The following is a 22281-nucleotide window of genomic DNA, read 5'->3' as shown; positions in this document are numbered from 1 at the left end:
TAAAATCGGGGAATTAATGCATATTAGTAAAGTATGCTTTATGCCGATCTCAATCCTTTCATGTTCCAAATACCATTCATGTGGATAGAAATAGGTTAATAGTTGTGCTTTTTTTGAACTTTTTTTAAAAAACACGCAATCTCCCTAACTTACTTGCGTCTTTTCACTATGATCTGCTTCTAATTTTTAGCTATAATGAGCCCCGCTTCAAACTTCGATTTTTGCCCATGGTGATGACCCGGGCGGAAAGTCTTTGAAAAACAAAAATTCCAACACCCTCTGGGAGATAAGTGGATGAGCAATGCGCCAGTCGATACCGGACGTCGCAGATTCCTGACAGCCGCAACCGCCGTAGTAGGTGGTGCTGGTGCCGTCGCTGTAGCGGTTCCTTTCATCAAGTCATGGAATCCGAGTGCCAAAGCGAAAGCTGCAGGTGCACCGGTCGAAGTAAATATCAGTAAAGTAGAGCCAGGTCAGCTGATCCGTGTTGAATGGCGTGGAAAACCTGTATGGGTTGTCCGTCGTACAGACGATGTGATCAACGCCCTACCAAAACACGATAATAAGTTAAGAGACCCTGCTTCTGTAGAAATGCAGCAGCCTGATTATGCAACGAATCCTCTGCGTTCAATTAAGCCAGAGTTCTTTATTGCTGTCGGTATTTGTACACACTTAGGATGTTCACCTACTTACTTACCTGATTCATTTGGTGAGCAAGTTGAAGGTGTGACTTCTGGTTTCTTCTGTCCATGTCATGGCTCTAAGTTCGATATGGCTGGTCGCGTTTTCCAAGGCGTACCAGCTCCATTGAACCTAGTTGTCCCTCCACATCAATACGTTGATGATGGCACCGTGATTATCGGTGTAGATAAAGGAGTGGCGTAATGGTTAAGAATCTAATTAATTGGATTGATGCACGTATTCCAATGACGGCAACTTATAACCGTCATGTGGGTCAGTATGCTACACCAACAAACTTCAACTTTTGGTATTTTTTCGGTTCGTTAGCAATGTTGGTATTGGTTAACCAATTACTGACAGGTATCTGGCTAACCATGAATTACGTACCCACAGCAGAAGGCGCATTTGCTTCTGTTGAATACATCATGCGTGATGTTGAGTACGGTTGGTTGCTGCGTTATATGCATTCAACGGGTGCATCAGCCTTCTTCGTTGTGATCTATCTACATATGTTCCGTGGTTTAATTTACGGTTCATATCAGAAGCCTAGAGAACTACTGTGGCTGTTCGGTATGTTAATTTTCCTCGTGTTGATGGCCGAAGCCTTTATGGGTTATTTGCTACCATGGGGTCAAATGTCATATTGGGGCGCGCAGGTAATTATCTCTCTGTTCGGTGCAATCCCTGTTATTGGCGATGACTTAACCCTGTGGATCCGTGGTGACTACGTGATCTCTGGCGCGACACTGAACCGTTTCTTTGCGCTGCACGTTATCGCGCTGCCATTAGTGTTAGTCGTATTAGTGTTCTTACACTTAATTGCACTGCACGAAGTAGGGTCAAACAACCCTGACGGTATTGAAATCAAGAAGAACAAAGACGAGAACGGTTGGCCAGTCGATGGCATCCCATTCCACCCATACTACACAGTTAAAGACATTATGGGTGTTGCGGGCTTCCTGATTGTGTTCTGTTATGTGTTGTTCTTTATGCCTGAAGGTGGTGGTTACTTCCTTGAAAAGCCAAACTTTGAAGCGGCAAACTCAATGAAGACACCTGAGCACATTGCGCCAGTGTGGTACTTCACTCCTTTCTACGCCATTTTACGTGCAGTACCCGACAAACTGGGTGGTGTAGTGATGATGGGGCTATCGATTGCTGTGTTGTTCGTATTGCCTTGGCTAGATCGTTGTAAGGTGAAGTCAGTGCGCTACCGTAGTACGCTGCACAAGTTGAACATTGCACAATTTGCAATTTCTTTCATTGTGTTAGGTTACTTAGGTGTTGTTCCTGCTACACCAATCCTAACGATTGTTGCGCAAATATTTACTGTTACTTATTTTGGTTTCTTCTTGGCGCTGTGGTTATACAGCAAGAACGAAAAAACTAAACCTGTTCCAGCGAGGTTGACACACTAATGAAAAAATTATTGATTGCATTAGTTACCTTGTTGCCGACGCTGGCGATGGCCGCGAGCGGACATAATGTACATTTAGAAGACGCAAAAGTTGATTTACATGATAAAGCTTCCCTAGAGCGTGGTGTGGATCTTTTCCAACACTACTGTTCAGGTTGCCATAGCACTCAATATCAGCGTTATGAGCGTGTAGCGAATGATATTGGTATCTCTGCTGATGATATGCGTAACAAGTATATGTTTACCGATGCTAAAATTGGTGAGCTGATGCAAAGCGCTATTCCTGCTAAAGATGCGGCTAAATGGTTTGGTGCTACTCCACCTGATTTAACCTTAGTTGCTCGTGTTCGTGGTGAAGATTGGGTGTATTCATACTTAAAGGGTTTTTATAAAGATCCTAGTCGCCCATTTGGTGTGAATAACACTGTATTTCCATCTGTCGGTATGCCACATGTGCTCGAAGAGCTGCAAGGCACGCCTGTTAAGCAAGAAGATGGCAGTATTGTGGTGACTGGCGGTAAATTAAACGCAGAAGAGTATGACCAAGCGGTGCGTGATATCACGGGCTTCTTAGTCTATTCGGCTGAACCTGTTAGACTAGAGCGTGAAGCGATGGGATGGTGGGTACTCGGATTCCTATTTATATTCTTTATTGTGGCCTACCTCTTGAAGAAAGAGTATTGGAAAGATGTACACTAGGCACCAATAACGGGTAAAATGTAATATCCGCATAGTGTAAACGGGGGGCTTTGCCCCTCGTTTACTTTTGTTTTATTTCGATTCTGGAGGGTATCAATGGCTGTTGCTGCCAACAAACGCTCTATCATGACACTGTTTTCAGGTGCTGATGATCTGTATAGCCATCAAGTACGTATCGTGTTAGCTGAGAAAGGGGTTACTGTTGATGTTTTGCAGGTCGACCCTAATGAAATGCCTGAGGATTTGCTTGAAGTCAATCCTTATAATTCAGTGCCCACTTTGGTAGACCGTGAACTCGTTTTATACGAATCACGCATTATCATGGAATATTTGGATGAGCGTTTCCCTCATCCCCCTTTGATGCCAGTCTATCCGGTATCACGTGGCCAAAGCCGCTTGATGATGCATCGCATAGACACTGACTGGTATGCGCTGGTTGATCGCATTCGCAAAGGTGATCGTGCTGAAGCCGCTCGTAAAGAGTTGACTGAAAGTTTGGTTGCTATTGCTCCTGTGTTTGGCGAAGTGCCCTATTTCATGAGTGAAGAATTTGGTTTAGCGGATTGCTATCTCGGCCCACTATTATGGCGTTTGCCAGTATTAGGCATCGAGTTAGACAGCCGCGTAGCGAAAGACATCAAAGCTTACATGACACGTATTTTTGAACGTGAGTCGTTTAAAGCTTCTTTGACTGAAGCTGAACGCGAAATGCGTATGGGCATGTAATGAAATCTTTGACTCCAAATCGTCCTTATTTACTTAGGGCTTACTACGATTGGTTGATGGATAACCAATTAACGCCTCACGTTGTGGTTGATGCCTTTGTTAAAGGCACCCAAGTACCACAGCAGTATGTGAAGGATGGCCAGATAGTGTTAAACATTGCTGCTGGCGCTGTGGGCAATTTGCAAATTAGCAATGAGTTTGTGGAGTTCAATGCGCGTTTTGGTGGCGTACCTCAACAGGTATTGCTGCCAATGGCGTCGATTATTGCTATTTATGCCCGAGAAAATGGTGCTGGTACTGTTTTCGATGTTGAAGATGCATATCTGATGGAGGATGAAGCCGAATCAGTTTTATCTGTTGTTGATGTAACGGATAAACCAAAGGATCCGACAGATCAGCCTCCTAAGCGTCGCAGTCACTTAACTGTTGTAAAGTAGTTAATTCGCTGTCATGTATTGCTAAGATTAAAACTAAGCCAGTCATATGACTGGCTTTTTTGTACCCTTACTAAACTTTAATATGTTTGGTTAATGTTCAGAAAAGCGCGTATAGCTATTTTAATGGCTAACATAATTATATAATATATTGATTTATTTAAATTAGTAACAGTCTGTTTACTAGGGTTACTCATAAATAGGTAAATATATAAAGAGGAATATATGTTTTTTAAAATGCAGGAGTTTTATTATAAAGATATTTATTTCTGTTACTCGGATAAAAATGCTATTTCTTATGTTGATGCATTAAAATCGACTTCAAGCAAAATAGATAACATGTATTATGATGTAGACTGTCTGGATGATATCGTTAACCAATATGATATTTTACCTACCTTAGGCTTACCTCTCGTTAGTCAGCGATTTTTTGATTTATTTAAAGATAAATTGGGTAAGGAAATTAATTTAATCCCTGCGGTTATTATGGATAGCGAGGGCAGGGTAAATAGTCATTTTTATGCCTTACAGGTTCTAACCTGTTATGAATGTGTCGATTTTGTCAGATCCCACATTTCCTACAAAAATTATGGTAATCGACTGTGGATGACAATAAAAAATCTCATTATTGATATGAATAAGGTCGGAAGTGCTTCAATTTTTTCGTTAAAAGAAAAACATGGGTATATTATTGTGAACAATGCAGTTAAAGAACAATGCGAAAAACTTAAAGGGTTTGAATTTAAATATATTAGTGAGTGATTTATCATTTTAGTTGATGACGTTCAATATTCTATCTCGGGGGCTAGTTTATCTTTGCTCATCATGTTGAAGTGCTTAAGTGGTGTAGTTGAGCGATTCGTTCATATCAAAATGTGATATTGACCTACTAAAGTTGATTGCCATAAATAAAGAAGTTCTCACAATGGGAATGGCTACTATCCCATCGCTACATGTGTCTATTGGAGAAGCACTGTTGTCATCATTTTCTTGGGTTCTTTCTCTCACTATCATCTTGGTTTTGTCTTTCTATTTGGCAAAGTTAACGCGCACATACAAAGCAAAGGTGAAGTCATTTCAGGCTGAACTTATTCAGGCTAATAAAACAATACAATCACTTATACAACAACGTGAATGTGTTATTGGCAGTTATCCGCTAAGCTCTATCCCTATGATAGCGATATTCAATATAACCTTGGCGTGTATTACCTCAATACCGAGCGCGACTTAGACAAAGCCCGCTACTACTTTAGCCAATGCAGTTGGCAAGAAAGCGAATGTGCCAGCGTGTTATCGCATCCCTTGTTAATTGGCCGCAGCGCCGAACAAGCACATTGGCAAACATTGCGCCAAGGGAGCGCGGTCGAGCAGCGTCATCGGTTAGAAGACAGGGCCAAGCACTTGTTGCCCGTACCTGTGTATTTTGACGATGAAACAGCAGAGATTATGCTGCAAGTGCAATTGAGCGATAAAGGGTTACAGAGCATTACCGCCACGACCCAAAGCCGAGATCTGTTGGAAAAAGCCTGCACTTGATTAAATCGCCTGATTTGGGTGGATACTTTTTCGGGGGCGAATGCGCAAACTTATATGAAGCTAAACCGTAGCGCGTTAATGTTACCCTTGGAGTGGCAATATCAAGGGGTGAGCTATCGTCTTGATGAATCATATGATCGGTGGCGTTGCTCAGTTAGTCAGCTTTCCTTCCTTACGCATTATTTTTCAGCATATTCTGACTATATTTCAAGGCGATAAACTATTTTTGGTACGGCATAAGGTATTGATTTTGTGACTTAAAGTGCTTTAAGTACTATAGTGAAAGCTTATTTTATCTGAAACATAGGTGAGCGCTTCCTAGGTTTCTTGTTTGATTTTGGGGGAAAAGTGCGAATTTTAATGAACAATTTCAAGGTAATTCGTTTTGTACGTCAGTGGTTACTGCTGGCGCTTTTGAGTATGGCGTTGCCACTGCAGGCGAGCGAAGATCCGCTGTGGATGGGGACTGCTGATTTACCTATGAGCGGACGCATCCATACTGGTGAACTTACTAATGGCACGCGTTATTTATTGGTGAGCAATAAGACGCCGGAGCAGGCGGTCATAGTGCGGATGCGGGTGGATGTGGGCTCTTTGGTGGAATCAGATACCGAGCAAGGGTTAGTTCACTTTCTTGAACATATGGCCTTTAATGGCTCGACGGGGTTGGCCGCGGGGGAGATGATCCCTACTTTGCAGCGCCTTGGCCTGAGTTTTGGCGCCGATACCAATGCCGTGACAGAGTTTCAGCAGACGGTCTATCAATTTAACTTGCCGAGTAATAGCCAAGATAAAGTCGATACCGCTTTGTTTTTAATGCGAGAAATTGCCAGTAATCTATTACTCGATCCTGCGCTAATTGAACGTGAAAAAGCGGTGGTGTTGTCTGAGCTGCGTGAACGTAGCGGTGCGGATCTTGAGAATTACCGTCATCAATTACAGTTTTTAATGCCAAACACATTGTTGTCAAAGCGCTTCCCCGTGGGTGAGGCGAACAGTATCAGTAATGCCAATCGCGAGACGTTGCTGTCTTTATATCAGCGTTTTTATACGCCCTCACGCACCACTTTAATTGTGGTGGGTGATATCGAGGTAGCCGCGGTAGAACAAAAGATAAAAAAACAGTTTGCCAGTTGGAAAGCCGCGCCTTTGGCCGCTAAAACCAAGGAACAAGCTATTGGTACTGTCGCAGAGCGCCAAAGTGTCGATGCGGCGGCATTTTTTGATCCAAGTCTGTCAACGTCAGTTTCCCTTGGCATGCTAAAACCCATCTCAGCGATTACCGATAGCCCTGCTGTGCGGGAGCAGGAAATGTTGCTCGAGCTTGCCCACGGCATCTTGTATCGTCGTATGGAGTCGCAATTACTGCATAGCCAAGGTTTATATGGTGTAAACCTGCAGGTTGGGCCGCAGTTTGATATTGCCTATGGCACACAAATGAGCCTAGGTACGCAGGAAAATAACTGGCAAGAGGGAATCGCACTCTTGGAGAAAACCCTGCGTCAAGCAAAAGAGTTTGGTTTTAGCCAGCAGGAAATTGACCAGCAAATCAAACGTATGCATAAGGGATATCAGCTAAGTGTCGCGGGTAGCAGTACCATTCACAGTGTGAATATTGCCGAGAGTCTAGTGTATTCGGTGGCAGGCAATCGCGTCCCTGTCGAACCCGATTGGCAGCTCGCATTTTTTGAAAAAATAATGCCAACAGTGACACCGCAAAAGCTAAGCCAAGTGTTTAATCAAACATGGAACGCCACGCCGTATTTGTATCTGACGAGCAATAAGCCCATTGAAAATGCTGAAAAACAGCTTATCGCCAGCTACGAGAAAAGCCGTAAACAAGCGGTGAGCGCACCAGCAATCAAGGCGATTGATGAGTTTGCTTATACTCAGTTTGGCGAGCAAGGCAAGTTAGTTGCCGACAGTCGCGATAAGGAAACGGGGATTCGCCAACTGCAATTTGCCAATGGCGTGCGCCTTAATCTTAAGCCTACCAACTTTAACAAAGGCACCACATTGGTCAGCCTAAACATTGGCTTTGGTGAAGTGCCATTCCCTGAGTTGGATGGTTTGTCTTATCTGTTTAACAGTGCGTTTGTGCAGGGTAGGCTCAAGGCCCATGATTATGACAGTCTGCAGGATATTTTTGCTGGGCAAGATATTTCCATCAACTTAGGCCTGCGTGAGCAAAGTTTTGGCGGCGAGATTAGCACTAATGCCGCAGAGCTACGCACGCAGTTTGGCTTAATGACGGCTTATTTAATTGAGCCAGGTATGGATAAGCAGGCTGAGCAATTGTTTCGTGAACAAGTGATTGCCGAGCAACAAAGTATTCATAGCAACCCACAATCTGAGTTTTCTAATCAGTTTGCCCGTATCTCTCATAATGGTGATAAACGCTATGGTTATGGTGAGCCTGAAGAAATTCTCAAACGTCACTTTGGAGAATTAGCGCCGAGTTTCCATTCGGCCGTCGAGCAAGGGGCGATTGAACTCGCTATTGTGGGCGATTTTGACGAAGCGAGTGCCATTGCTGCTGTGGCCGAAACGCTTGGCGCCATTAAGCGTAGCCCTATTGCAAATGGTCAGACGATACTACCTGTGTTTCCACAAGTGCCCGTTCAGAAAACATTAACCCATTATGGTCAACTGGATATGGCGGCACTTGCCATGGTTTGGCCTACAACGGATATGACTCACTTGAGTCAACATGTGGGATTGGGTCTGCTGGAGCAAGTGCTAAGCATTCTATTAACGGAAAACGTGAGGGAGAAAGCGGGCGCGAGTTATTCGCCATCGGCCTTTTCTTACAACGATTTCAATGCCAGCGGTTATGGTTACTTAGGTTTGTTTAGCGTGACGACTCAAGCTATGTTGCCAACGGTTGCCGAGTATTTCACCGCCGCAGTTAAGCAAGTTAAAGCGCCTTCGGGGATCAGTGAGGACTTACTTAATCGAGCCCGCCAACCAGTACTTGAGTGGATGCAAGCTGCGCCGCAAACCAATGGTTTTTGGTTAGATCTCACCTCAACCGCCCAGAGTCATCCCGGTCGTTTTACTGCCTTTAAACAAAGGCAAGCGTTAGCGCAGCAGATGACAGTTGCAGAACTTAATAAATTGGCGCAGCAATATCTGCAAGACGATAGCAATTTAATGATCCAAGTCCTTCCTGCATCGGCAGAACCTCAGCAATGAGTGTTGGGCTCATAGAATAGTAGACTGATCATTCACCGACATATCCCCTGTGGTAGCAAACCGCAGGGAATATTTTTCTACCCCTTTCCTCTTTCTGTTCTGTTACCAACTTTTCTTCCACGTTCGTGGTGTTAGGTCGTCAATGGAAATACCTGTTGTCGAAAATGCCACTCACAGATCTGTGCGAGTGAAACTAGGCTAGGCGCAACTTATGTGTGAGATGGCTAATGGGGTGAGGTATATGTTTCGATATCTATTGTGCAGTTTTATTTACCGATCTTCCTCAGGTGTATTTACGCCGCGATCATCCTGCCTTGCAGGAAGAGTGGAATATAGACACCTTTCTTAAACATCCGCATATCAACATCTTGTGGGAAAAAAGCGAAACTTGGGCCTTGGATGATGTGCTTATTGAGCTTGGGTTAACTCGTAATATTGTGCTGACCTTGGCCAGTTTTGAGCAGTCACTGTTTGTCGCGGCAGAGCCTCACCACAACATGATGGCAATTGCGCCACAATATTGCGAACAATATGCTCGCCAATTACACCCTGACTTAGTCAGTCGCCCCATCCCGTTAAGCGACGAATATCTTGATAAACTCGCCATTCCTTTTACCTTGATTTGGCATAAGAGAAACAGCCACAACCCCAAAATCACTTGGTTGCGAAACAGGATAAAAGCGATTTATCAGCCGCGTGCGTGTGATTAAGACGTTAAGCTTCACAGAGGATATATGTTAGAACTGTTGACTCCTTTAAAGAAGACTGTAAATCAGTCTGCAAAAGATGACCTAGAGTACTGGCTAAGTTCCATGCCTGACAGGGCTGCTTGGTATGTTATTTCGGATTATTGTTTCGGGGACAAAACTAAGCAAAATGACACAGTGTCATTTACAGTTCTATTAAACTGCGATGTGGTTATAGTTATTATTGAGTTTGGTGGTAGTGTTTCCCGTCCCTTAGGCGTTTTGTGCTTTGAGGTAAAAATGGAATATTTAGAAGTCGAATCAACAGAAATCCCTATCCAGCTTTTGCTTGAAGCAGATCCCTCGGAGCAAAGCATTCGCTCATATCTAAGTGATTCGTGGTGCTACGTAGCGAAGAATAATGGACAGATTGTCGGTGCTTGTATTGCCAAATTAATCTGTGCTAGCACAGCAGAGATATTTAACATTGCAGTCTATCCTGACCATCAGCAGCAAGGTATTGGTTCTGGTTTAATAAAGCTTGCTTTGAACGAGTTAGCTAACAAAAAAATACATAGAGTGGAGTTGGGTACAGGCACGTTCGGTTATCAACTGACATATTATCAGCGCATAGGTTTTCGAGTTGACTCTGTTGTGAAAGAGCATTTCTTAGCAAATTATCCGGAACCCATTTTTGAAAACGGTATACAGCACAAAGATATGCTAAGGTTGTACATCGAATTTTAACCACGTAGATAAACGACTTTAAAAGGGACTGCCCACGAGTGGCCTTTTCAGTCCCATTGAGCCGCGATGTGCTTAAGGCTGTTGGATTGAGTTTAGTTGTTGCGTTGTCTGCTCCTTAGGCGGGTGTTATTCCAATTGCTGGCAAATATGTTGGATACAAAGTTCTCGCTGTTGGCACCATAGCCCATAACTGACGGGGATAAGTTTAATCCCTGCGCGCTGTAAGAGTTTATACAGTTCAATATCGAAAAAGTCCGCCCAAGGTCCTGGGTAACCGATTAAATCTATTGCTAAATATTGGTTACCATAGCGACATAAAATATCCAGTTCTAGCCCCGCCATATGATAGGCGCGCCAGACAGTTATGCCTTTTTCTTCAATCGCGAGTGCCACAGACTGGCCGAAGGTATCGAGGGAATCGACATAATTATGTGCCGCTTGAAATTGGCCCGCCGATGCTAAGTAAGTTGCCAGTAAATTATTTTTGGGGAGCTCATGCGCTTGTACCGATAAAAATAGCCACTGCATTTGTTTAGCGCGGGTGATCGCGACATTGAACATATCTTCGCGATTTAAATACACGGCGGCGCGGCTGTCGTTGGCCGTAATGCTAAACGACAGCAGCATAATATCGCGTTCCTCACCTTGAAATCCAAAGGGTGTGGCAATCCGTAATTGGTGACGCTCGAGTTGTTGTGCGCTAAAGCGCGCGAGGATTTGCTGGGATAAATACTCCGTCTGATTGCGAAAACAGGAGAGTACACCAATGCTGGAAGGCACTAATACATTTTCTTGTTCATCAATCAGTTGAGCTAACTTTTGAATTAATGCCTCCGCTTCTATGGCGTTAATTCCCTTACTATCACGGCTGCCAGTCACATGGACTCGGTGTAAGTGCCCAGAGCTTGTGCAAGGTCTGTGCTGCATAATCTTCAGCATGCCTTGATAAAACTGCTGATTACTAAATTGGATCAGCTCAGGTTTACTCCGAAAATGCTCATTTAAAAATACCACTTGGGATTGGCTCGCAAGGGATTGTGATACTAAGTCGAGCATACTGGCATCACGGTAGCTCATTAGGCCGCGGCAATCCGCAGCAAGTCCGAGTTGGGTCTGGATTTGGGTTTGTTTTGCGCGGGACAAAAACGAGAAATGGCGCAGCTGTTTGCTATCGCCCACCACCAGTGCCGCTTTTGCCCGCTGCAAGGCCGGTAAACAGGCGGCAATATTGGCTTGGGTGGCTTCATCAATAATCACTAGATCAAACATTTGCTGCTCCATGGGCAGCACTTTATGCAAGCTGGCAAGGCTAGATAACCAAATGGGAAAGGTTTGCTTTAAGGCATCAAAATCCGTTTTGTAGAAACCGTCGAGTTGCTTAGCGGACTGGCGGGCGCGTAACGCACTGGCAAAACTCACCAGTGTACTGCGCTTATGTTTGAGTAATTGGTTTAATCGATAGTGAGTTGCCAATTGTAAGTATTTGAGGCTTAAGTCTTCTTTTTGGGCGATGAGGGCGGTTAATTTATCGAGTTCATTCCATTGCTGGGCAAACCTTTTTATACCTGCACGGTAAGCCCAGTTGTAAAATCCTAAGCGCCAGCGCGATTGTCCTTGTTGTAAGGTCGCCAGTTTTTGGCCGCGACGTATGGCGTGGCGGCAATGACGTATAAAGCCCGCTTCCATCTTGACTTGCTGACGAGTCACAGTGTTAAGTTGCTGTTTTGCACTTAATAGCAACCTATCCGAGACGGCTTCATCTGACGCAGGGTGCTGACCATGGAGCATTTCATCAATCTGGTTTTTAAGGACTTTTATAAACTGCGGCGAGCCTGCTCGAATAAGGCTGCTCCCTAGCTGGAATTGTTGCTGTAACTTATCGGCAATCACATCAACAGCAACATCGGTATGCGCGACGATGAGGACAGATTTGCTTCTTAATACCTGCTCTGCTGCCACTGTGGCTATGGTGTAACTCTTACCTGTTCCCGGTGGGCCTGAGATCTGCCCCAAAGTATGATTGGCCGCAATCTTTAAGGCCTGAATTTGCACGCGGCTTAACAGCCCAGGAAGATAAGCCTCTTGCGTGTCTACACTGGCGCTTATTGATGTTGTTTGTTGTGTTTCTGCGAATAGCGCTTTAAGCGGTGCTGATGGTTCAGCCGCTGTCATTAGTTTGTCCAGTTCGTGCAAAATGCCCCGACTCGCGATCGAACGTTCTGCCAAAATGATTTGGCTTCGACTAACAAGAAACTGCCCACGTTTACGGCATAGCAGAGCAAATTCAGCCTCATCGATCAGCTTGGGAAAATGCAATAAGTGACTGGTATCAACATCGGCTTGGCCCGCCCGCAGCCAAGCTATCCAGCCACTGACATCCGTTGGATTATCGCGTAACTCTTGGCTTAGGCTATGTCCTTCAACGACTAATTTTTCTAATAGAGCTTCATTGATAGTGAATGGTCCGCTGCCAGATAAGGTGTTATTGCTCTCTAGATAAATATTATCGCCATCAGCTTGTAGTTGGCATTCCCTATACAATAGCGGTGTCACTACTTTTCGTTTTTCACCATTGAGTTCGACTGTGCCACAAAAAAACAAACAGCAATGTAATAACACGCGTTCACGTAAATACAAGGCACTGCGGGCCAATAATGCAGAAGCTGGCGAAAATGGCAGGGGTAAACGAGGAAGAAAGCCACTGCTTAACTCGTCTGCTTTTTCGAGTAATAACCATTCTTTTTCTGCAAGTTTATGGGTCGACCAGAGGTTTATTTCAGCACTATCATGCTGAAAACATTGTTTGTAGTAGTTTAAAATTCCTTGCAACTGCTATTCATCCTAGAAACGTCATTGGCGATGTGAGGGTAACCTAATCCAATAGGGCGGACAAGTTGTGTACTGTCTTGGGATGATTTAGCCGTAGAGAGCGTAGGTTCCTCTGCGAACTGTTAAAAAATGCCCGCACTCACCTGCACAGAGGGGGCTTTACTTGTGAACAAAAGTATCCGCTCACGCATTTGTATCAATTTAACCCTCATAAAGTGTGGTTTGTATCACTATTTTCATTGTTATTGAAATGTTTGTTAAGTGTTTGAGTTTGTGAAAAAATTGTTCTTATTTTTATGTCTATCAGCCATTGTTGTGGCGCTATATCTGCGTAGACTAAACCTGATTTTTCGTCAGTCTATGAGGGATATAATGATAAAAAGTAAATTAAAGGAATGGGTTGCTGTTACCGTGGCGTGTTTAGCCGTTACGGCTTGTGGATCAGATGATAAGGATGAAGGGAGTTCTGAACAAAACACCACTTATGTGCAATTCTACAATGCTTCTGCTAGAAGCACCGCAACGGCGCTCAAAGTTGCCGACAAAACCTATGAAAGTGTGATCTATGGTGATGCGATGCCCCGTTTTACGTCGATAGTTGGAGTATCTGCAATTGAGGTGATGGGGAAAGACGCCTCCAATAAAGAGATTTCTATTTACAAAGAGAATATTGAATTAAAAGCGGCAACGGATCACTTCTTTGTATTACATGGTGATTTTGCCGAACCTAAATTACTTAATATCAACTATTCTCGCACTGAACTCGATAAGCTCAACGAAGTGGCTGAAAACAGTAAAATGCAGCTCTTGATTGCCAATACCGCTGTACATGCCCAAGCCTTTGACGCCTATGTTGCTAAGTCGACCCAAACCTTTGCCGATGCCGTGATGTTAGGTAGTGTGGCTTATGGTGAAGTGTCGCAGCCGCAAATGATGGATACAGGTGAATATAAGGTTTATCTCACACCCACGGGAACAACCAATGTTGCTTATACAACGGCTAACATTAAATTCAGTTCAAAGGTGCCCTATAAGTTGATTATCCGCGAAGGTTTTGGTGCTTCGGATGCCAAAATCACCTTAGACAGTGTCGATTCAACTACCAATGTTCGCAACCATGTGGCATTAGAAGCGAGTGTCGATTATCGCGTCTTTAACGGTTTAGGCTCGAACATTATTGATGTGAAAGTCGCCAGCAGTAAGCAAGAAACCCTGTTTAGCGAAGTGCCATCTTTTGGGGTGACTAGCTATCAAGGTGCTGAGTTTAATGATTTTGGTGTGAGTGTGTTCGACCACGGTACGCAAACTAAATTACTCGATAATGTGCTTATCACCCTTAACCAAGATGACATTAAAACCATCTTCATCTATGAGCAAACGAATGAGCAGGGCAGCCAAGTGAAGGCGATAGAGATGAAGCAAACTCAGACGCCAAGTCCCTATAGCGTTAAGTTCGATATTGTGAGTTTTGCCGATAAAAGCAATCTAACCGTGTATTTTTTAAAGGCGAATGACACGATTGAAACGGCTGCAAATAAGATCACTGCGGTCAATCCAGCGAGCCCTCAGTCATTGACTGTGCCTGCTGGCGAGTATTCCATTAAGGTCATCGCCGTGGAAAACGGTACTAAAACCGTTGTCTATGCATCCGACTTAATGGATTTCAGCAATGAAGACAATGTGACTATGGTGCTGAATAAAGATCCTTCTACCAGCTTTGGTTATAACCTCATTAAGCTGTAATTACTCACATAAGGTTATTAAGCAAATAAAAAAAGCGCTATCTAGGTCCTAGGTAGCGCTCTTTATGAATCCAGTGTTTATATTACTCGGATAGCTTTAGCTCTTGGCCGGGTTTAATAATGCTCTTAGCATTTAGCTGGTTCCACTTCATTAAATCAGCCAGTTTGACTTTATGTTTACGGGCGATTTTATCCAGTGAGTCACCGGATTTTACCTTATAAGTAGCCGCTTTTGTTTCCGTCGTTTTAGCTTTTGTTTCAGTGACCTTGGCGCTAGATTTACTGCTTGTTTTAGGCGTTGCTGGGGCAACTTTAGTCTCTTTATCATTAGCCGCCAAAGGGGTTAATAGCGTGAGTTCTTGGCCTACTTTGATCCTATCTGATGTGAGGTTATTCGCCTGTTTTAACTCACTCACTGAGATATCAAACTTAGCCGCTATAGCACCTAGACTATCACCCGATTTGACGATGTAACTTTGGCTGTCATATCTTTTTTGGGCATAGAGTTTATCTTGATTTTCCTGATAGGCACCAATGTTTTCAATGGGAAGGGCTATTTGGTATTTGCCTTTACTGGGGATCACATTTTGACGGTAACCAGGGTTATAGGTTTTAAACTCTGCTTTAGTGAGTCCCGCCGCATTGGCAATGTGGCCAATTTCAACGCCATTAGGTGCGGGGAGTCGCTCAAGGAAAGGGCGATTGGCAATGGGAGACACTTTTAAGTTGTAATGGCTAGGCTTGCGAATAATTTGAATAAAAGCGAGCCACTTAGGGACTGTTTGTACTTGTCTTGCAGGGATATTAAGTGACCAAAAATCGGTTGGCTTTCCCTTTGCTTTGTTTCTTTCTATTGCGGATTTTATAACCAATTCACCACTGTTATAGCCCGCTACAGCGTTGATCCAGTCATTGCCTAGGGTATCGTATAAGTGCTGTAAGTAGTCGAGAACGGCATCAGTTGAGGCCAGCGCATCTTTACGACCATCATAAGCGGAATTAATGGTCAGGCCAAAATTGCGACCAGTTGCAGGAATCATCTGCCATAAACCCGCCGGACCATTGGCTTGCGCTAGTGGGTTATAACCGCTTTCAACAATAGGTAATAAGGCTAATTCAAGCGGCATATTACGGGCTTCTAGTTGACTGACGATGTAATACAAAAAAGGCTCTGCACGGTCACCAACTTGATTCATAAATCTTTGTTTATCAGCAAAAAATTTACGTTGTTTACGTACTTCTGCTTCATCGTGTACGTCAATAGTGCGCGCATGTTGAATTTTTTCCCATACGTCGCTGTATTGTTCTTCAACGGGTTCAGGTGTATCGCTGGTCTCTTGTGCTGAATAGTCACTTTTACCTATTTCTTCAGGCGTAGTGGCAGTGAATTCTGTTGGCGCATTATCCGCCGAGGTGGCTACGCAGCCACTGAGATGAGCCGTTAGCATGGCTAGCATAAGCACTGCAAAAGCGTGCATTTGGCGAAAATTTTTCCGCATGATAGTCCTGTTATTAGGTGACTTAGCTTTCAATATTTGTGCACATGCTAATCTGTTTTTGTGTTTCTGGATAGTTCTGTGCGTTTTTTGTACAGATGGAGTCGAGTTTGGTTTGTGGGTTAGCTTTTAGATTTTTCAATAAATGCGGTAACATAAGCGCGATTTTTCACTGATTTAGGTAGTCATGTGCAGACGTTAGCGCAGTTAAGAGCAGGGCAATTACAAGGGATCACGCGTTTACAGTTGGTTGAAGATTTAACTGAGTTTCCGCAGGAGATTTTTGACTTAGCCGATACACTCGAAATCCTCGATTTATCGAATAATCAATTAAGTGCGCTGCCTCAAGATTTGTATCGTTTATCCAAACTGAAGATATTGTTTGCTTCCAATAATCGGTTTGAGCATTTACCCGAGGCTTTAGGACGTTGTCCAAGGTTAGAGATGATTGGTTTTAAGGCGAACCGCATCAAGACAGTGCCTGAGGCATCTTTACCATTACAAACTCGCTGGCTTATCTTAACCGATAATCAGATCGAAACCCTGCCTTCGGCAATGGGAGATTTACAGCGTCTGCAAAAATTAGCCTTGGCGGGCAATTGTTTAACGGCTTTGCCCGAGTCGATGGCTAATTGCCGTAACTTAGAGTTAGTGCGTCTTTCGGCCAATCAACTGCAGGCGCTACCTGCTTGGTTACTGAGCTTACCTAAGCTGACTTGGCTCGCCTTTGCGGGTAATCCTTTTAGCCATACTTTGGTCGATCCCCACGCCGATGTCACGACAGTTGCTAATGTTACCCTCGATGAACTAAAGCTGACTGATAAGCTAGGAGAAGGTGCTTCTGGTGTGATTTACCATGGTCAATGGTTGACTCAATCTATGATTGAAGCGACGGGCTCGGCGCATGTTGCTGTCAAACTGTTTAAGGGCGAAGTGACAAGCGATGGTTATCCCGCAGATGAGTTAGATTGTTGCCTCACCACGGGAGCTCATCCTTGCCTTATCAAGGTGGTAGCGCACATTAGCCAAAAAGATCAATTGGGCTTAGTGATGGCGCTTATTCCCGAAGAATTTCGTAATTTAGGGTTACCGCCAAACTTAGACACTTGTACCCGCGATACCTTTACCGCGGATAGCCAATTTAGCCTTACCGATATTATAAAAATTGCATATCAGTTATCTGATGTTATGGAACATATGCATGCTAAGCAGGTAAGCCATGGCGATATATATGCCCATAATATTGTGATTAATAAAGAGATGAAGTTACTTTTTGGGGATTTTGGTGCAGCGTCTAATTTACGACAGTTAACCGATGTTGAACGCTTGGCGATGGAGAAAATTGAAATACGTGCATTAGGCTGTTTAATCGAAGATCTGTTGGCCTATGCCGATGCTCATGTCAATCCAGCAGATTATGCGCAGTTAACGGCAATTAAAGAGAGGTGTATGGTCGCTGATTTAGGGCTGCGTCCGAGTTTTAGTGCGGTAAAACATACACTTTTAAATGTAATACCTAGGGGGTGCTGACGCTTAGGAGCTCAGTATAAATAGTGTGATTTTACATCTGTTGCAGTTTTAATGGTTTTTTTAGGTTTTTGTGTGTTTCGCTTTTTAATTGTTAGTTCTTTAGTTAAGTAGCTGTTTTGTTTGACTCTGTGTTTCGTTTTTTACTAGCGTAAATCTGGATAATGCCTTTAGGCTATGTGCCGCACGATGGCGAAAGCGTATAGATGCCGTGCGGTTAACGATCTTAGGCTCAATCCGGTTTGTTGTCGGATAGGATGTCCGCTAAATGGTAAAAACGATAGGTTTTACACATTATGTTTAAACAAAAAATGAATCAACAAGCGCGTATTTCTCCTCTTTTTTCTGCAAAAAATAATATACATATTTATTCAAAGGCGCTGTTTTTTGCGTTTTTATCATTATTGCTCATCTGTATATTTGCCATCAATTTACCCTCAGCTACTGCCGCAGAGGATAAAAATGAGGCTATTCCCGTCACAGTGGAGGCCGTAAAAGCTGCGACTTTTGCCGATGTAGTGAAAGAAGTGGGCAAAATTAACGCTATTGACTCGGCGATACTCAATTTCAACGCGAGCGAAAAAATCAGTGCTATTCATTTTAGCAATGGTGACAAGGTGACTAAAGGACAGGTCATAGCCGAGTTGGATAACACTAAGGCTAAAGCGGATTTAGATAAGGCCAAAAGTGCCTTAGCGCTTGCCAAAACCAAACTTGAACGGGTTGAAGATTTGCTGATCAAAGAACCTTTTGCTTTGGCGAAGCAGGATGTGGATGAGCTCAGGGAAAACGTCAATCTTGCTGATGCGGATTTTCGCCAAAAGCAAGCGATCATGAATGACTACTTAATCAAGGCGCCCTTTGATGGGCAGTTAACCAGTTTTAGCCAGTCAATTGGTAGCCAAATTGGCGCGGGAACTGCCCTTGTCACGCTCTACAGCTTACATCCTGTTGAAGTGCGTTATGCCATCAGTCAAAACGATTTCGGTAAAGCGAAAAAGGGACAAGAGGTGGATGTCACCGTTGAGGCCTATGGAACACAGATTTTTAATGGGGTAGTGAATTATGTGGCTCCTGCAATTGATGAAAGTGCTGGGCGTGTCGAAATCCATGCAACGATTGATAACGCAGAGTTTAAGCTTGCGCCCGGCATGTTTGCCAATATTAAGCAGTATTATAGTCAAGGCACTCAACGCCTATTAGTGCCACAAAATTCAATTATTGCGAATAATGAAGAACGTTTTGTCTGGTTAGTAAGGGGAGATTCAGCAATAAAACAATCGGTTAAGTTAGCTCATAACACTAATGACGGTTATGCCATAGTGACTCAAGGCTTAATTGAAGGTGACTTAGTGGTTAAAACCGGTATGCAAAATCTTAAGTCCGATAGCACGATTAAGATTGTTCAAGATAAACAAACCTTGCCGAATACAGCGACTTCTGGCGCAGTGGAGATTAAGTAATGCGGTTGCCTGAGGTTTGTATTCGTCACCCAATATTTGCTTCTGTACTCAGTATTATGGCTGTTCTACTGGGGTTAATTGCCTTTCACAAACTCGATATTCAATATTTCCCTGAGCACACGACTCACTCGGCATCGGTAAATGCATCGATTGCAGGGGCTAGCGCCGATTTTATGTCGAGCAATGTCGCCGATAAGTTGGTTGCTGCCGCATCTGGATTAGATAAAGTCGATACCATGTCGACCGACTGTAGTGAGGGCCGCTGCTCGTTAACGATTAAATTTAAAGATGATACTACCGATATTGAATACACCAACTTAATGAATAAGTTGCGTAGTAGCGTTGAAGGGATTAACGATTTCCCCCAGAGCATGATAGATAAGCCCACAGTGACAGACGATACTTCGGCTACCGATTCTGCCAGTAATATCATCACCTTTGTGAATACTGGAGGTATGGAAAAACAGGCGATGTACGACTACATCAGCCAGCAATTAGTGCCGCAGCTCAAACAAGTTCAAGGCGTTGGCGCTGTGTGGGGGCCCTATGGAGGATCACAAAAAGCAGTGAGAGTCTGGCTTAATCCTGAGCAAATGAAGGCACTCAACATTAAGGCCGCCGATGTGGTGGGCACGTTAGGCTCCTACAATGCCAGTTTTACCTCGGGTGCCATTAAAGGGAAGTCGCGGGATTTCTCGATTAACCCTTTGAATCAAGTTGAGACGCTAGAAGATGTGAAGGATCTGGTGATCAAGGTTAGCGACGGCAAGATCATCCGCGTATCCGATGTTGCTGAGGTGGTGATGGGCGAGGAGAGTTTATCGCCGAGTCTGTTGTCGATTGGTGGACATAGTGCAATGTCATTGCAGATTTTGCCGCTGAGCAACGCTAATCCCGTGACTGTGGCTTCGAACATTAAAACCGAAATTGCACGTATGCAGAAACATTTACCCCAAGGCTTAGAAATGAACTTGGCCTACAATCAAGCGGATTTTATTGAAGCCGCTATCGATGAAGGCTTTGCTGCGTTGATTGAAGCGGTGATCTTGGTCTCGCTGATTGTGGTGCTGTTTTTAGGGAGCTTACGGGCGGCATCGATCCCGATTATTACCATTCCCGTGTGCGTAATTGGGGTGTTTGCGGTGATGTCGGCCCTCGGTTTTAGTATCAATGTATTGACGATTCTGGCAATTATTTTGGCTATTGGCCTTGTTGTGGACGATGCCATTGTGGTCGTCGAAAACTGTTATCGCCATATCGAAAATGGTGAAACCCCCTTTAATGCCGCAATTAATGGGTGTCAGGAGATCATCTTCCCAATCATTGCCATGACCTTAACGCTCGCCGCGGTTTATTTGCCGATTGGATTAATGTCTGGCTTAACCGCCGATCTGTTTAGGCAATTCTCCTTCACCTTAGCTGCAGCTGTGATTATCTCCGGCATGGTGGCGTTGACCTTATCGCCGATGATGAGTGCTTATCTTATCAATACCACTGAGCAGCAGCCTAAATGGTTTAGCCGAGTCGAAGGTGCGCTGCAGCAGTTAAATCATTTGTATATCAATGAACTCAGTAAATGGTTTACCCGTAAGCGCCAAATGCTCGGAATGGCCTTGGTGCTTATGGGTCTTGCGGGCATCGCCTATTGGCAGTTGCCTAAGATACTCTTACCCGTAGAGGATTCAGGCTTTATCGATGTGGCGGCTAATGGCCCTACGGGCGTGGGGCGGCAGTATCATTTGGACCATAATAGCGAGCTTAATGGTGTGATTGACGGCCATCCTGCGGTGGGGGCGAATCTGTCCTATATCGAGGGTGAGCCCGTCAATCATGTGCTGCTTAAACCTTGGGGGGAGCGTCGTGAGGGGATAGATGAAGTGATCGCTGATTTGATCGCTAAATCGAAGGAAAGTGTTTCTGCCTATAATATGTCCTTCAGCATCCGCTCGGCGGATAACCTAAATATTGCTACCAATGTACGCTTGGAACTCACGACCTTAGACCGTAACAAGGATAAGTTGAGTGAGACGGCTGCCAAGGTGCAAAAGCTTATGGAGGATTACCCGGGTTTAACGAATGTGGGTAACTCAGTACTAAGGGATCAACTGCGCTACGATCTATCTATCGATCGTAATGCCATTATCCTCTCTGGGGTGAGCTATGGCGATGTAACGAATGCACTCTCGACATTTTTAGGCTCAGTAAAAGCGGCGGATTTACACGCTACCGATGGGTTTACCTATCCCATTCAAGTGCAAGTTAATTTAGATAAGCTCAGTGATTTTAGGGTAATGGATAAACTCTATGTCACCTCTGAATCAGGTCAGGCTCTGCCACTGTCACAGTTTGTGTCGATTAATCAGACCACCGCAGAATCTAATATAAAGACCTTTATGGGCCTCGATAGCGCGGAGTTGACGGCGGATATTATGCCCGGTTATTCCACCGATGAAATCAAAGCCTACTTAGACGAACAGCTACCAACCCTGCTCACCGATGCTCAGGGCTTTAAATACAATGGTTTAATAAAGGAACTGATGGATTCACAGGCGGGTACTCAGTCGTTATTTTTGTTGGCACTGGTGTTTATCTATCTGATTTTGGCTGCGCAGTTTGAAAGTTTTGTCGATCCCTTAATCATTCTGCTCACGGTTCCCTTATGTATTGTTGGCGCGCTGTTGACCTTGACCTTGTTTGGTCAGAGTCTAAATATCTACTCACAAATTGGGTTACTAACTCTAGTTGGGCTAGTGACTAAGCACGGTATCTTGCTAGTGGAATTTGCCAACAAGCAGCAACTTCAAGGCTTGAGCGCGATTGAGGCGGCGCTGAGCAGTGCCAAGTCGCGTTTAAGGCCGATTCTTATGACCTCACTCACCATGATTTTAAGTGCTATTCCTTTAGCGCTGGCCTCGGGCCCGGGCTCGTTAGGGTTAGCCAATATAGGCTTGGTCTTAGTGGGTGGTTTATTAGCAGGCACTTTCTTCTCATTATTTGTGGTGCCTGTGGCCTATGTCGCTATGGCCGAGTTAAAGGCAAGGGATGTATACCCAAGTTACCTGAAGATGCAGGATTCAGCGGCTGATTTTAATGATTAAGTAAC

16 protein-coding genes are annotated in these 22281 nt (G+C 44.2%); 14 read left to right on the top strand and 2 right to left on the bottom strand.

The annotated features are described in order from the left end of the window. Window positions 1-294: 294 nt before the first annotated feature. From petA to JEZ96_RS16265, 10 genes are all read left to right on the top strand, one after another. Window positions 295-885, top strand: a complete 591-nt coding sequence (gene petA, locus JEZ96_RS16310) for a ubiquinol-cytochrome c reductase iron-sulfur subunit (protein ID WP_011788046.1) — start codon at window positions 295-297, stop codon at window positions 883-885. After that, window positions 885-2099: a cytochrome b gene (locus JEZ96_RS16305; RefSeq protein ID WP_011788047.1), complete on the top strand. Its 1215-nt coding sequence runs from the start codon at window positions 885-887 to the stop codon at window positions 2097-2099. Before petA ends, JEZ96_RS16305 begins: the two co-directional genes overlap by 1 nt. Next, window positions 2099-2797 carry a cytochrome c1 gene (locus JEZ96_RS16300; RefSeq protein WP_011788048.1) on the top strand — a complete coding sequence of 233 codons (699 nt, stop codon included), beginning with the start codon at window positions 2099-2101 and terminating at the stop codon, window positions 2795-2797. The genes JEZ96_RS16305 and JEZ96_RS16300 overlap by 1 nt, the downstream gene beginning before the upstream one ends. 96 nt (window positions 2798-2893) lie before the next feature. Next, entirely contained in the window at window positions 2894-3523 is a 630-nt protein-coding gene (gene sspA / locus JEZ96_RS16295; protein ID WP_011788049.1) for a stringent starvation protein SspA, read from the top strand. Further along, window positions 3523-3960 carry a ClpXP protease specificity-enhancing factor gene (locus tag JEZ96_RS16290; protein WP_011788050.1) on the top strand — a complete coding sequence of 146 codons (438 nt, stop codon included), beginning with the start codon at window positions 3523-3525 and terminating at the stop codon, window positions 3958-3960. The genes sspA and JEZ96_RS16290 overlap by 1 nt, the downstream gene beginning before the upstream one ends. A 222-nt stretch (window positions 3961-4182) precedes the next feature. Further along, window positions 4183-4719 (top strand): imm11 family protein, encoded by a 537-nt coding sequence (locus JEZ96_RS16285; RefSeq protein ID WP_025007511.1) that lies wholly within the window; start codon window positions 4183-4185, stop codon window positions 4717-4719. 372 nt (window positions 4720-5091) lie between these two features. Further along, complete coding sequence (locus tag JEZ96_RS19565; protein ID WP_229781387.1) at window positions 5092-5493, top strand: hypothetical protein; 402 nt, start codon at window positions 5092-5094, stop codon at window positions 5491-5493. Window positions 5494-5853: 360 nt separating this feature from the next. Then, the gene (locus JEZ96_RS16275; protein WP_128090239.1) at window positions 5854-8688 is read left to right on the top strand and encodes a M16 family metallopeptidase; all 2835 of its coding nucleotides are present in this window, start codon (window positions 5854-5856) and stop codon (window positions 8686-8688) included. A 239-nt stretch (window positions 8689-8927) separates the two neighbouring features. Then, window positions 8928-9398: a LysR substrate-binding domain-containing protein gene (locus JEZ96_RS16270; protein ID WP_306303467.1), complete on the top strand. Its 471-nt coding sequence runs from the start codon at window positions 8928-8930 to the stop codon at window positions 9396-9398. Window positions 9399-9422: 24 nt separating this feature from the next. Beyond that, the gene (locus JEZ96_RS16265; protein WP_011788062.1) at window positions 9423-10121 is read left to right on the top strand and encodes a GNAT family N-acetyltransferase; all 699 of its coding nucleotides are present in this window, start codon (window positions 9423-9425) and stop codon (window positions 10119-10121) included. Between the two features lie 126 nt (window positions 10122-10247). Here the strand turns inward: JEZ96_RS16265 and JEZ96_RS16260 are convergent, their stop codons facing one another. Further along, window positions 10248-12950 (bottom strand): DEAD/DEAH box helicase, encoded by a 2703-nt coding sequence (locus JEZ96_RS16260; protein ID WP_061783130.1) that lies wholly within the window; start codon window positions 12948-12950, stop codon window positions 10248-10250. 372 nt (window positions 12951-13322) lie between these two features. On the opposite strand from JEZ96_RS16260, the gene JEZ96_RS16255 reads away from it, so the two are divergent. Beyond that, the gene (locus tag JEZ96_RS16255; RefSeq protein ID WP_025007515.1) at window positions 13323-14693 is read left to right on the top strand and encodes a hypothetical protein; all 1371 of its coding nucleotides are present in this window, start codon (window positions 13323-13325) and stop codon (window positions 14691-14693) included. Window positions 14694-14775: 82 nt separating this feature from the next. On the opposite strand, the gene JEZ96_RS16250 is transcribed toward JEZ96_RS16255, so the two are convergent. Further along, a complete protein-coding gene (locus tag JEZ96_RS16250; protein ID WP_128090240.1) occupies window positions 14776-16191 on the bottom strand; it encodes a LysM peptidoglycan-binding domain-containing protein in 1416 nt (471 codons plus the stop codon). 186 nt (window positions 16192-16377) lie between these two features. Here JEZ96_RS16250 and JEZ96_RS16245 point away from each other — a divergent pair, with 186 nt between their 5' ends. The 3 genes from JEZ96_RS16245 (at window position 16378) to JEZ96_RS16235 (ending at window position 22276) form a co-directional block, all read left to right on the top strand. Continuing rightward, window positions 16378-17718, top strand: a complete 1341-nt coding sequence (locus tag JEZ96_RS16245) for a leucine-rich repeat-containing protein kinase family protein (protein ID WP_025007517.1) — start codon at window positions 16378-16380, stop codon at window positions 17716-17718. A 293-nt stretch (window positions 17719-18011) separates the two neighbouring features. After that, on the top strand, window positions 18012-19178 hold the full coding sequence (locus JEZ96_RS16240) for an efflux RND transporter periplasmic adaptor subunit (protein ID WP_011919973.1): 1167 nt from the start codon (window positions 18012-18014) through the stop codon (window positions 19176-19178). Further along, on the top strand, window positions 19178-22276 hold the full coding sequence (locus tag JEZ96_RS16235) for an efflux RND transporter permease subunit (protein ID WP_061783129.1): 3099 nt from the start codon (window positions 19178-19180) through the stop codon (window positions 22274-22276). The genes JEZ96_RS16240 and JEZ96_RS16235 overlap by 1 nt, the downstream gene beginning before the upstream one ends. Window positions 22277-22281 lie beyond the last annotated feature (5 nt).

The sequence above is a fragment of the Shewanella putrefaciens genome (assembly GCF_016406325.1).
GTDB classification, from domain to species: domain Bacteria; phylum Pseudomonadota; class Gammaproteobacteria; order Enterobacterales; family Shewanellaceae; genus Shewanella; species Shewanella putrefaciens.
The sequence above is the reverse complement of the archived record's forward strand: the minus strand, read 5'-3'. Positions and strand labels throughout refer to the sequence as shown.

Excerpts from the sequence above, each read along its gene's own strand:
- petA (WP_011788046.1), top strand. The coding sequence starts at position 295 with ATGAGCAATGCGCCAGTCGATACCGGACGTCGCAGATTCCTGACAGCC.
- JEZ96_RS16305 (WP_011788047.1), top strand. The coding sequence starts at position 885 with ATGGTTAAGAATCTAATTAATTGGATTGATGCACGTATTCCAATGACG.
- JEZ96_RS16300 (WP_011788048.1), top strand. The coding sequence starts at position 2,099 with ATGAAAAAATTATTGATTGCATTAGTTACCTTGTTGCCGACGCTGGCG.
- sspA (WP_011788049.1), top strand. The coding sequence starts at position 2,894 with ATGGCTGTTGCTGCCAACAAACGCTCTATCATGACACTGTTTTCAGGT.
- JEZ96_RS16290 (WP_011788050.1), top strand. The coding sequence starts at position 3,523 with ATGAAATCTTTGACTCCAAATCGTCCTTATTTACTTAGGGCTTACTAC.
- JEZ96_RS16285 (WP_025007511.1), top strand. The coding sequence starts at position 4,183 with ATGTTTTTTAAAATGCAGGAGTTTTATTATAAAGATATTTATTTCTGT.
- JEZ96_RS19565 (WP_229781387.1), top strand. The coding sequence starts at position 5,092 with ATGTGTTATTGGCAGTTATCCGCTAAGCTCTATCCCTATGATAGCGAT.
- JEZ96_RS16275 (WP_128090239.1), top strand. The coding sequence starts at position 5,854 with ATGAACAATTTCAAGGTAATTCGTTTTGTACGTCAGTGGTTACTGCTG.
- JEZ96_RS16265 (WP_011788062.1), top strand. The coding sequence starts at position 9,423 with ATGTTAGAACTGTTGACTCCTTTAAAGAAGACTGTAAATCAGTCTGCA.
- JEZ96_RS16255 (WP_025007515.1), top strand. The coding sequence starts at position 13,323 with ATGATAAAAAGTAAATTAAAGGAATGGGTTGCTGTTACCGTGGCGTGT.
- JEZ96_RS16250 (WP_128090240.1), bottom strand. The coding sequence starts at position 16,191 with ATGCGGAAAAATTTTCGCCAAATGCACGCTTTTGCAGTGCTTATGCTA.
- JEZ96_RS16240 (WP_011919973.1), top strand. The coding sequence starts at position 18,012 with ATGTTTAAACAAAAAATGAATCAACAAGCGCGTATTTCTCCTCTTTTT.
- JEZ96_RS16235 (WP_061783129.1), top strand. The coding sequence starts at position 19,178 with ATGCGGTTGCCTGAGGTTTGTATTCGTCACCCAATATTTGCTTCTGTA.